We start from the raw sequence: 11,703 nt of genomic DNA on the forward strand, positions 1-11,703 counted from the left end.
CCATGTTCTTCACCCCCAGCCTCACCGCACTCATCGGCCACGCCGCCTGGTGGCCCGGACACGGCGACCGGAGCACCGAGACCACCCCCGCATCCGCAGGGCACGGGTCCGTCGCGGACGAAGACCGGGACCAGGTCGCACACGGCCCCTCGGGGCTCGGCCGGTAGGGACCCGCTCCCGCAGCGGACCCGGCCCGGGCGGGAACGGCACGACGACATGCGGATGCCCGCAGCTTCCCGGGAAGCTGCGGGCATCCGCATGTCTCGTACGGGTCGGGCTCCGGTAGCCCTACTTGATCTGGAGGTCCGCCGTTCCCCCCTCCGACCCCACCAGGTGAATCCTGTGGCTGCCCAGCCTGAGGTCCAGTTTCTTGCTCAGCTTCAGGCTCACACCGTGTGAACTGAGCGTGACGTAGTGGTCGCTGACCTCTTTTATGTCCAGCTTGAGGTTCTCGACCCTGATCGATGTCCCGGAGCGCACATGAACCGTGCAGGAGCTTCCCTGACAGCGCGAATCGACCTGATCGGGCAGGCCGCAGGCGCTCACCGCGAGCAGCGGAGAAGCCAGGGCGAGAGCACAGGCAACGGCACGTACAGAGCGACGCATTGAATGATCCGATCTCCGGACGGCGATACCCCGAGGGGGAGAAATGGAGCGCCTTTCCCTTGGCTGAGCCCAGCCGACACCGCAGAACCTAGGGGCGAAAGGCCCACACCCGGTATCCGGCTACGCCCCTTCGCCGGTGGGTCTAGCCCCACTCGAACGGCGCCCGCCGTCCGTGTCCGGCCCGTGCACGAGGGCGTACGCTGCGAAGAGGTGTCCGTCCGAGGGAGGTCCGTACCCGGTGATCGAGGAGCTGCTGCCGGACTCGGTGGTGGCCGTGGAGACACACGGTGACGACGAGGCCGACCGGATCCCCCTGTACCCCGAGGAACAGGCGGTCGTGGCGCAGGCGGTGGACAAGCGCCGCCGTGAGTTCGCCGTGGTGCGCGGCTGCGCCCGCCGGGCCATGGCGAAGCTCGGGGTGCCACCGGTGCCCGTGCTGCCCGGCGAGCACGGTGCGCCGCGCTGGCCCGAGGGCCTGATCGGCAGCATGACCCACTGCGACGGCTACCACGCCGCCGCCCTGGCCCGTGCGAGCGATCTGGTGTCGCTGGGCATCGACGCCGAGCCCCATGCCCCGCTCCCGGCCGGTGTGCTGCGCCCCGTCGCGCTGCCCGCCGAGCGGGAGCGCCTGGCCGGGCTGGCCGCCCAGGACCCGGCCGTCCACTGGGACCGGCTGCTGTTCAGCGCCAAGGAGTCCGTGTACAAGGCGTGGTTTCCCCTGACGGGCCAGTGGCTGGGCTTCGACGAGGCGGACATCGAGATCAGTGCGGCCCCCGGGGCGGCGCCGCACGGCCGCTTCAGCGCCGAACTGCTCGTACCCGGGCCGCTGGTGGACGGCCGCCGGCTCGGACGGTTCGAGGGACGGTGGATCGTCCGCCAGGGCCTGGTCGCCACGGCGGTCACGGTCCCCCACACGCGGCAGACGCCGGAACCGGGTGGGGCTGGGCCCACCGGTCACGGGGCGTAGCCAGATACCCGGCACGGGCCGGGCGCCGTACGTTCACCGGTAGCCGCCGGGACCGGTTCCCGGCTGGCACAATGGTCGCCGTGGCGAAAGGAATAGGCGAATGAGGCTGCCTGCGGAAGGCGGTCCCCTGCGCTGGTGCACCGATGTCGCTTCGGGGCTGTACCGGTCCCTGGTGCTGATCGGGCTCACCGGTCCCGTCGCGGTCGTTGCCGTGGCCGTCGGACTGGGCGGCTCCCAGGTGGCCTATTCCTGGTCCGACGGGTTGACCGCGTCCACGGCCGTCCGGGCGCTGGCGACACTCGGGGAGACCCTGGTGGTGGTCCTGTGGATCGCCGTGGGCGTCTGGATCGTGCATCCGCTGACCAGCCGGGCGCTCGCCAGGGCGGCGCGCCGGTGCGCGGAACGCTGGCTCGGCCTGCACATCGAGGTGAGCTACCGTCCCGTTCCGCCGGTCACCCGCATGGCGACGGGCTACTGGTGGGACGGCCACGAGTACCACAAGTCCGAGCGCGAGGCGCGCCGCCGGGCCAAGGTGCACGCCCGGTTCCGCGATCCGCAGTTGCACTGGGACGGGCTGTGGGCCGTGGTGGCCGGCGTGACCGTGCTGCCGGTCGCGGCCCTGCCGCCGGCCGGCCTGGTCTGCGGTGCGTACATGGCCGTGACCCCCGGTCTCGTCGGGTACGGGATCGCCGCGATGGTGGCCGGTCTGGCCGGTGCCCCGTTCGCCTGGCGGCTGTTCGGGCCCGTGGCGAAGCGGTTCCTCGGGCCGGTTCCGCGCTCGCGGCTCGGTAAGCGGGTGGAGCAGCTGGAGGCCATCCGGGCCGACCTGACCCAGACGCAGGCGGCCGAGCTGGAGCGCATCGAGCGGGGCCTGCACGACGGGGCCCAGGCCCGGCTGGTGGCCATGGGCATGTCGATGGGAGCCGCCGAGCAGCTCGTCGACACCGACCCCGCCGCGGCCAAGGCGATCCTCGCCGACCTCCGGGCCACGTCCGTCACCGCGCTCGCCGAGCTGCGGTCCCTGGTCCGCGGCATCAACCCGCCCGTGCTCGCCGAGCGCGGCCTGGTGGACGCCGTCCGGGCCCTGGCACTGGACGCATCCGTCGAGGTCACCGTGCACAGCGCCGTACCCGCCCGGCCCGAACGCCCCGTCGAGTCCGCGGTCTACTTCGCCGTCGCGGAACTCCTGGCGAACGTCGCCAAACACGCCCAGGCCTCCCAGGTGACGGTCGATCTCCACTATGCCCAGGAGACGCTCACCGCGACCGTGACCGACAACGGGATCGGCGGCGCCGCCGCCTCACCAGGCTCCGGACTGAGCGGCATCGAACGCCGGATGACGGCGTTCGGCGGCCGGCTGGAGATCAACAGCCCCGCTGGGGGCCCCACCCACATCACCGCGGCGGTACCATGCGCATTGTCGTAGCCGAAGATCTTTTCCTGCTCCGCGACGGGATGGTCCGTCTCGTCGAGGCACACGGCCATACGGTGGTCGCGGCGGTCGATTCCGGGCCCGCCACGCTCGACGCGCTGATCAGCGAGCGGCCGGACGTGGCCATCGTGGACGTGCGTCTGCCACCGACGTTCTCCGACGAAGGGCTCCAGGCCGCGCTCGCCGCCCGCCGGAAGGTGCCGGGACTGCCCGTCCTGATCCTCTCCCAGCACGTGGAACAGCTCTATGCGCGCGAGCTGCTCGCCGACGGGCACGGCGGCGTCGGATACCAGCTCAAGGACCGGGTCCTGGATGCCGGCCAGTTCATGGACGCGGTCAACCGTGTCGCGGACGGCGGTACGGCGCTCGATCCGACGGTCGTCGCGAAGCTGCTGGGCCGGCCCATGCGGGCCGATCCGCTCGCCACGCTCACCGAGCGGGAACGCTCGGTGCTCGCGCTGATGGCCGAGGGGCTGTCCAACGCGGCGATCGCGGGACGGCTGTTCCTCAGCGAAGGCGCCATCAGCAAGTACACGACCACGATCTTCGCCAAGCTCGGCCTCGCCACGGACGACGACACCAACCGCCGGGTCCGGGCCGTGCTCACCTATCTCGGCGCCGACGGCCAGAACGACCAGTAAGACCCCGCGCAGGTCTTGGCCGGCGCACGTCGTGACCAGCGCATGTCGTGACCAGCGCATGTCGTGACCCACCTTCCGAAGGGCGACGCGGGGCTGGCGGGCGCTTCGATGGGCGCGGGGCACGGCGGGCGTTCCGCAAGTCGGAGGGTACGGCGGGCGCTTCGAAGGACGCGGGGCACGGCGGGCGTTCCGCAAGTCGGAGGGTACGGCGGGCGCTTCGAAGGACGCGGGGCACGGCGGGCGTTCCGAAAAACCGCGGGGCACGGCGGGCGTTCCGAAGAACGAAGGGCGCGGCGGGCGTTGCGCAAGGTGGAGGGCACGGCGGGACGATCGTGATCCGGTCGTCCCTGTCGTGCCCTGTGACCTGTGCTCTGTGCCCTGTGCGCTTCGTCCGTGCCCGGGTTTCAGCCGGCGGGTGCCTCCTCCGGCCGCGCCGTCTCCCGGATGCGGGCGGCCAGCTCCCGCGGGGTCCGGCGCTCGAACACCTCGGTGAGGCTCAGCGAGACGCCGCTCATGTTCTGCAGCTCCTGCATCGCCACGGCGGCGAGCATGGAGTCCCCGCCGTGCGCGAAGAAGTCCGTGTCGGCGTCGACGTCCTCGCGCCGCAGGACGCTCCGCCACACCGCGGTCAGCTGGGCCGTCAGTTCGTCCAGGTCCGCGTGGTCCAGCACGGGCCGGGGCGCGGCGAGGGGTGTGTGCCGGTCGGCGACCATCCGCTGCAGGGCGAGGTAGTCGACCTTTCCGCTCGCGTTGATCGGCATCGCGTCGACCGTGACGAGGTCGCCGGGCAGCATCGACCGGGACAGCCGGGTGCGGGCGTGCGCCCAGACGCTCTCGGTGTCGAGCGAGCCGGCGGCCGGCTCCAGGCAGCCGATGAGCACGGCGTCCGCACTGGGGTCACCCACCATGATCACCGCGGCGGCGCCGACCTCGGGATGCGCCAGCAGCGTCGACTCGATCTCGCCCAGCTCGATGCGGTGACCGCGGAGTTTGACCTGCCGGTCGATCCGGCCGAACAGGTCGAGCAGGCCGTCCTCGCGCCAGCAGGCCACGTCGCCCGTGGCGTAGAAGCGGCCGTACTCGGGGTGTTCGCCGAAGCGCTCGGCGTTGAGCTCCGGCCGTCCGTGGTAGCCGATCGCCACGCCGGCGCCCGAGATGCGCAGTTCGCCGCTGACGCCCACGGGCAGATCGCGGCCCTGCTGGTCGACGACATGGACCTGGGTGTTGCGGATCGGCCGGCCGACGTCGAGGCGGGCCTCCGGCTCGTCCGTGACGACGCGTGACGTCGACCAGATGGCCGTCTCGGTCGGCCCGTAGGCGTGGTGCAGTCGGCAGCCGGCGGCCACGAGCCGCCGGGCCAGGGTTACCGGCACCGGCTCGCCGCCCACGATGACGCTCCGGCCGTGCAGGCAGTCCGCCATCCGGTCGATGACCAGCCGCCAGGTCGTCGGGGTCGCCTGGAGGAAGCGCACCTCGTAGCGCTCCACCAGCTCCCGCAGCACCCGGCCGTCGCTCCTGGCCCGGTCGGGAGCGGCAGCCAGACGGCCGCCGGAGAGCAGCGACACATGCAGTTCGACGCCGGACATGTCGAACGCGAACGTCGTCGTCCACAGCGTCGTGTCGGCGGGGGTCGCCCCCAGCTGCTCGGTGAAATGCGCGGCCACGTTGGCCAGCGCCCCGTGCGTGATCAGTGTCCCCTTGGGCCGGCCGGTCGACCCCGAGGTGTAGATCAGGTAGGCGCAGGACGCCGGGTCCACCGTGCCGCTCGGGGCGTCCGCCGGCTTCCGGTCCGCGGCGTCGTCCACCGTCGGTGTGGTCAGCACCACGAGGCCGCCGTCGGCGAAGTGCGCCATGTCCTCGGTCGCCACGAGCACCTTCGCGGCCGAGTCGGAGAGCTGGAACCTGATGCGCTCCTCGGGATGGGCCGCGTCCAGGGGCAGGTACGCGGCACCGGTCAGCCACGCTCCGAGGACGGCGGCGACCAGTTCGGGCCCGCGCGGGAGCGCGATCGCCACCACGTCCCCCGACCGCAGGCCGGCGTCCCGCAGGAGCGCGGACACGGTGTGTGCGGCGTCCCACAGGCGCCCGTACCCGACGGACCGGTCGCCCTCGACGACGGCGGCGGCGTCGGGTGCCCGCCGCACGTGTTTCCGTACGGCATCGAGGACGGAGGCGAACTCGACCGGCCCGGCCGTGTCGTTGGCCGCCCGGATGATCTCGTGGTCGCGGTCGCTCCACCAGCGCACCTGTCCGACCACACGGTCGGGGTCGTCGGTGAGCGAGGACAGCACCGCCTCGTAGCGTCCCAGCAGCAGTTCGGCGTGGGACCGCTCGAACAGCTCGGTCCGGTAGAGGGCCCGCACCGAGATCGCGTCGTCCGCCGAGGTGGCGGAGAGGTGGAGGTCGAACTTGCCGGTGCCGCTCGAGGCCGGGAACGGCCTGGCCGAGAGGCCGCCGAGGGTGAACGCGGAGGGATGGCCCGCCTGGTGGTCGAACAGGTGCCGGAACGGCAGGGACCGCCGGCCGTGTCCCGCGGCGGGCATGAGATCGGCGTGCGCGTCCACGGCCACGTCGGCGTGCACCGCGGCGGTCAGCAGCCGCTCGCTGCTGCGGCGCACCAGGTCGCGGATCTTCTCCTCCCGGTCCACGCGCAGCCGCAGCGGTACGTAGGTGATGTGGTAGCCGATCGTGCGGGCGGCGTGCTCGGGCCGTACGTCGACCGGGGAGCCGATGAGCAGGTCGGGGCCTGCGCCGTGCGTCTCCAGCAGCACGTAGTAGGCGGCCAGCAGGACCGCGGACTCCGGAACCCCCAGCTCGTCGCCGAGCCTGCGGACCGCGGCCGCCGTCCGCGGCGGGAGGGTGCGGCTGATCTCCGCCGCCGCCAGTGTCGGCCGGTCCGGCTCGGGTGCGGCGCAGGCCAGCTTCAGCACTTCGGTGTTCGCGCCGGCCAGCTCCTCGCGCCAGAAGGCGAGGCTCTCCGGGCCGGCGTGCGGCGCGGTCCACCCGGGCACCGGCGCAAGGGCCATCTCCGGCCCGGCGTCCGCGTGTTCGTACGCGGACGCCAGCTCCTCCAGGAGGATCGAGACGGACACTCCGTCGCAGACCAGGTGGTGCGCCGTGAGGCAGAAGACGTCCGTGTCCGGGGAGCGGAAGAGTGCCGCCCTCAGCATCGGGCCGCCGTCCAGGCCGAACGGTACGGCGGTCACCGGCGCGAGGTCGTCCTCGGTGGGCTCGCCGGCCAGCTGGACCTGCACGGTCCGGAGGCGGAACCGGTCCGGGCCGACCACGTGCTTGACCAGCCGGCTGCCGTCGCTGCGGTAGACCGTGCGCAGCGCTTCGTGGCGCCGCAGCACGACGGTCAGCGCCGTGTCCAGCCGCGCCGGGTCCAGGTGCCCTGCGACGGCGAACGCCGCGGACAGGTTGTTCACGGGGGTGCCCGGCGTCAGCGACTCGAGGAGCCACAGCGCCTCTTCCTTGGGAGAGGCTGCTGATTCCTCGAAAGAGACCGCCGATTCCTTGAGAGGATCTCCCGTGTCGTCGCCGCCCCATTCCACAGGAATGTTCCCATCCGCGGACATCATAGCGTCGCTCCTTTGCAAGTCCGTCGAGTCCGCCGGATTTCCCGAGAGTGCCAGACCACCCTAGATACCCAGCTCTTTGTCGATGAGGTCGAATATCTCGTCGTCCGTGGCTCCGCTGATGTCCTCGTCGGCGGGCACGCCGTCCGCTTCTCCGCCGCGGAAATCCTCCATGATGACTTCGAGGCGGCTCATGATCTTCGATTTGTTGCCGCCCCGCTGGGCGATCCCGGAGAGAAGGGACTTCAGCCTGTCGAGTTCGTTCAGCACCGGCTCGTAGTCGATCTCCTGGTCGGCGATCCTGTCCCGGAGATATGTGGCGAGTTCCATGGGAGTGGGGTAGTCGAAGACCACACCGGCGGGCAGCCGCAGCCCGACGGCACCGCTGATCCGGTTGCGGAACTCCACCGCGGTCAGCGAGTCGAAACCGAGCTGGCGGAAGTACCGGGCCGACTCGATGGATTCGGGGCCGGGCCGGCCGAGGACGAAGGCCGCCTGGGTCAGGACCAGGTTCAGGACCGCGCCCTGGAGCTGCTCGGGCGGCAGCGCGGCCAACTGGCCGGCCAGCTTCCTGCCGCCGTCCGGGCCGGGGTTTCCGGCGGTGCGCCGGCCGGGGCGGACGAGGCCGGTCACCAGGGCGGGGACGGCGTTGCCCAGGCGGCGCAGCGCGGGCAGATCCAGCCGGGCCGTCACCAGCAGCGGCTCCGGCCGTCCGCCGGCCGCGTCCAGCAGGGCGAGCCCCTCGGCCGCGTCCAGCAGGGCGAGCCCCTGCCTGCTCATCCGCTGCCGGTCCGCGTCGGTGAGCTCGCCGGCCATGCCCTGCTCCCAGGGCCCCCACGCCAACGACACGGCGGGCAGGCCCTGGTGGCGCCGGTGCGCGGCCAGCGCGTCCAGGAAGGTGTTGCCGGCCGCGTAGTTGGCCTGGCCCGGGTTGCCCCAGATTCCGGCCACGGAGGAGAAGAGGGTGAAGGTGTCTAGGTCCAGGTGACGGGTCAACTCGTGCAGATGCCAGGCCGCGTCGGCCTTCGGCCGCATCACCTGCCGCACCCGGTCCGGGGTGAGCGACGCGATGACACCGTCGTCCAGGACGCCCGCCGCGTGGACGACCCCGGTCAGCGGCGCCACCGCCGGCACCCCGGCGATCACCCCCGCCAGCTGTTCCCGGTCCGCCACGTCACAGGCCACCAGCTGCACGCTCGTTCCGGACCCGGCCAACTCGGCGGCCAGCTCCGGCATCCCGGACGCGCTCGGGCCACGGCGCGAGACCAGCAGCACGTGCCGGGCCCGCCCGGTCGCCACGAGGTGCCGGGCGACCAGTCCGCCCAGCGCACCGGAGGCACCGGTGACCAGCACCGTGCCCGCTCGGCCGGCCGTCGCGGGCACGGTCAGAACGACCTTCCCGACGTGCCGCGCCCGGGTCAGGAAGCGGAACGCCTGCACCGCATGCCGCACATCCCGGCAGGCCACCGGCAAGGGCCTCAACAGGCCTTCCGCGAACAGCCCGGTCAGCGACGACAGCATCCGGCCGACCACGTCCGGCTCCTGCTGCAGCAGATCGAAGGTCCGATAGGCGACCTGATGGTCCCGCAGCACCTGTTCCGGATCACGGACATCGGTCCTGCCCAGCTCGATGAACCGTCCGCCGGGACGAGTCAGCCGCAGCGACGCGTCGACGAACTCCCCGGCCAGGGAGTCCAGTACGACGTCCATGCCGCGCCCGCCGGACTCCGCCCGGAACGCCTCCTCGAACTCCGTGGTCCGCGAGGACGCCATGTGGCGCTCGTCCAGGCCCAGTTCCCGCAGCGCGGCCCACTTCGCCGGCGACGCGGTCGCGAAGACCTCGGCGCCGAGGTGCCGGGCCACCTGGACGGCGGCCATCCCCACGCCCCCGGCGGCGGCGTGGATCAGGACGCGCTCGCCGCGTCGCAGCCCGGCCAGCTCCACCAGCGCGTAGTAGGCGGTCAGGAACGCCACCGGCGCGGCGGCCGCCTCCGCCGTCGACCAGCCCGCCGGCACCCGCGTCACAGCGCGCGCGTCGGCCACGACGACGGGCGCGAACGCGCCCTGGAACAGTCCCATCACCAGGTCCCCGGGCGCTGGTTCGACCACGCCGGGCCCCGTCTCCAGCACGACGCCGGCACCTTCCAGGCCCAGCGGACCGGCCTCGCCGGGATACATGTCCAGCACGTTCAGCACATCCCGGAAGTTCACCCCGGCCGCGCGCACCGCCACCCGCACCTCGCCGGCCACCAGGGGCCGCCGCCCGTCCTCCTGCTCCTCCAGCACCAGGTTCTCGACCGTGCCGCGCTCGGAGACGGCCAGCCGCCACTCCCGCCCCTCGGGCAGCGTGAGCCCGTCGCCCGCCGCACGCGCCAGACGCGGCACCCACACCTGCGCGTCCCGCACCGCGAACTCGGGCTCCCCCAGCGCCGTTCCGGCCAGGACGAGCGGCCCGGAGCCGGTGAGCGCCGCCACGTCCGCCAGCACGATCCGCTCCGGATGCTCCCCCGCCGCCGCGCGCACCAGCCCCGTGACGCCCGCGCTGTCCAGCCGCACGTCCGCCCCGGGGCCGGCAGCCACGCCGCGCTCCGTCACGACCACCAGCCGCGACCCGTCCAGCGCTCCCGCGCCCAGCCATTCCCGTACGACGCCCAGCACGCGCAGCACGCCGCCGGCCGTCACATCCGCGACACCGTCGAAGCCCTCTCCGGCGGCATCCGGGTCATGCCCCGGGCCGGGGACGCAGCAGGCCACCACCACATCGGGCACGGCGGCGCCGGCCTCCACAGCCGCAACCAGCTCCGCCACGTCCGCGTACGCCGCCGCCTCGGGCACGCCCAGCCCGCCGTCCTCACCGAGCACCGCGGTGGCGGCCCCGGCACCGTCCCGGCGAACGCCCGGATCCCCGGCCGCCGCCACCACGCCGGCCGGCACCCACTCCACCCGGAAGAGCCCCTCACGGGCCGGCCCGGCGGCCTGGTCCAGCATCCCTGCGGCCGGCAGCCCCAACGCCACGGCTCCCACCGAGACGATCGGCTGACCGGCCGCGTCGGCCAGGGTCACCGACACGCCCTCACCCGAGTCCGACGGCCCCACGCGCACCCGCGCCGCCATCGCACCCGATGCATGGACCGCCACGTCACCCCACACGAAGGGCAGCAGCGGTCCCTCGCCGGCCGTCCGGTCCACCCCGGTCACCTGCAGAGCGGCGTCCAGCAGCGCCGGGTGCACCCCGAACCCGGACACCTCCGTGCCCTCGGCCAGCGCCACCTCCGCGAACAGCTCGTCGCCGCGCCGCCACGCCGCCCGCACCGCCCGGAACACCGGTCCGTAGCCGAGCCCGGACGCCGCCAGACCCTCGTACAGCCCGTCCACGTCGGCCGGCACGGCACCCGCCGGTGGCCACTGCACACTCCACTCCGCCGCATCGGCGCCGCCGCCCGCCTCCGCGGAGGTCAGGGTGCCCGACGCATGCCGCACCCACGCCCCCTCGGCCGCCCGCGCGAACACGGAGACCTCCCGCCGCCCCTCACGGCCGGCCTCGCCGACGGTCACCTGCACCCGTACTCCGCCGCGCTCAGGCAACACCAACGGCGTCTCGACGACCAGTTCCGCGACCTGCCCGCAGCCGGCCTCGTCACCGGCGCGCACCACCATGTCCAGCAGCGCCGCGGCGGGCACCACCACCCGTCCCGTCACGACCGACTGGGCCAGCCAGGGCTGCGCGGACACGGAGAGCTGTCCGGTCAGCACCACCCCGCCGGTCTCCGGCAGTTCGACGGCCGCCCCGAGCAACGGGTGGGCAGCCGGAGCGAGACCCAGGTCCTCGGCCCGGCCCCCCGCCGTCGCGGTCAGCCAGTACCGCTGCCGCTGGAAGGCGTACGTCGGCAGGTCCACCCGGCGTGCACCCGTCCCCGCGAAGACCCTCTCCCAGCCCACGCCCAGGCCCCGGACATGCAGCCGGGCCAGGGCCGCGAGCAACGCCCGGGGCTCGTCCCGGCCACGGCGCAGCACCGGCAGCCACGTCTCGGCCGCCGTGCCGGTCGCCGTGCCGGTTGTCGTGCCGACGGTGGCAGCAGCGGCGGCATCGCTTGCCCTGTTGGCGGCCGTACCGGTTGCCGTGCCCGTTGTCGTACCGGCGTCCTTGGCGGTGGCGTCCTCGGTGGCATCGGCACGGGTCTGGGGACCCATCCCGGACAGCACCCCGTCCGGACCGATCTCCACGAACGTCCGCACACCGTTGTCCCGCAGTGCCGCCACGGCATCGGCGAACCGCACCGCCTCACGCACATGCCGCACCCAGTACGACGGGTCAGTCACCTCGCTGGTCACGGGCTGTCCGGTCAGGCCCGAGATCATGGTCAGACGAGGCACCTGGGCCTGGACCGAACCGACGACCTGCCCGAAGCGCTCCAGCATCGGCTCCATCAACGGCGAATGGAACGCATGCGACACCGTCAAACGCTTGGTACGCGCCCC

At 73.2% G+C, this 11,703-nt stretch carries 6 protein-coding genes; 3 read left to right on the forward strand and 3 right to left on the reverse strand.

Going from position 1 to position 11,703, the window contains the following annotated elements; all coding sequences use genetic code 11:
* Positions 1–288: 288 nt before the first annotated feature.
* Positions 289–606, reverse strand: a complete 318-nt coding sequence (locus tag ACZ7P3_RS42325) for a hypothetical protein (RefSeq protein ID WP_472090018.1) — start codon at positions 604–606, stop codon at positions 289–291.
* A gap of 238 nt (positions 607–844) precedes the next feature.
* Here ACZ7P3_RS42325 and ACZ7P3_RS42330 point away from each other — a divergent pair, with 238 nt between their 5' ends.
* The 3 genes from ACZ7P3_RS42330 to ACZ7P3_RS42340 all read left to right on the forward strand — a co-directional run bounded on the left by ACZ7P3_RS42330 (position 845) and on the right by ACZ7P3_RS42340 (position 3,646).
* A complete protein-coding gene (locus ACZ7P3_RS42330; RefSeq protein WP_472090019.1) occupies positions 845–1,573 on the forward strand; it encodes a 4'-phosphopantetheinyl transferase family protein in 729 nt (242 codons plus the stop codon).
* 100 nt (positions 1,574–1,673) lie between these two features.
* The gene (locus ACZ7P3_RS42335; RefSeq protein ID WP_472090020.1) at positions 1,674–2,999 is read left to right on the forward strand and encodes a sensor histidine kinase; all 1,326 of its coding nucleotides are present in this window, start codon (positions 1,674–1,676) and stop codon (positions 2,997–2,999) included.
* Positions 2,984–3,646: a response regulator transcription factor gene (locus ACZ7P3_RS42340; RefSeq protein ID WP_472090021.1), complete on the forward strand. Its 663-nt coding sequence runs from the start codon at positions 2,984–2,986 to the stop codon at positions 3,644–3,646. The genes ACZ7P3_RS42335 and ACZ7P3_RS42340 overlap by 16 nt, the downstream gene beginning before the upstream one ends.
* A 404-nt stretch (positions 3,647–4,050) precedes the next feature.
* Here ACZ7P3_RS42340 and ACZ7P3_RS42345 read toward each other — a convergent pair whose 3' ends face one another.
* Both ACZ7P3_RS42345 and ACZ7P3_RS42350 read right to left on the reverse strand, forming a co-directional pair.
* Positions 4,051–7,227 carry a non-ribosomal peptide synthetase gene (locus ACZ7P3_RS42345; protein ID WP_472090022.1) on the reverse strand — a complete coding sequence of 1,059 codons (3,177 nt, stop codon included), beginning with the start codon at positions 7,225–7,227 and terminating at the stop codon, positions 4,051–4,053.
* A gap of 60 nt (positions 7,228–7,287) precedes the next feature.
* Positions 7,288–11,685, reverse strand: coding sequence for an SDR family NAD(P)-dependent oxidoreductase (locus ACZ7P3_RS42350; protein ID WP_472090023.1), 4,398 nt, complete (start codon positions 11,683–11,685; stop codon positions 7,288–7,290).
* Between the last annotated feature and the right edge of the window lie 18 nt (positions 11,686–11,703).

This window comes from Streptomyces sp. NPDC107581 (assembly GCF_055657175.1).

Excerpts from the sequence above, each read along its gene's own strand:
- ACZ7P3_RS42325 (WP_472090018.1), bottom strand. The coding sequence starts at position 606 with ATGCGTCGCTCTGTACGTGCCGTTGCCTGTGCTCTCGCCCTGGCTTCT.
- ACZ7P3_RS42335 (WP_472090020.1), top strand. The coding sequence starts at position 1,674 with ATGAGGCTGCCTGCGGAAGGCGGTCCCCTGCGCTGGTGCACCGATGTC.
- ACZ7P3_RS42340 (WP_472090021.1), top strand. The coding sequence starts at position 2,984 with ATGCGCATTGTCGTAGCCGAAGATCTTTTCCTGCTCCGCGACGGGATG.
- ACZ7P3_RS42345 (WP_472090022.1), bottom strand. The coding sequence starts at position 7,227 with ATGATGTCCGCGGATGGGAACATTCCTGTGGAATGGGGCGGCGACGAC.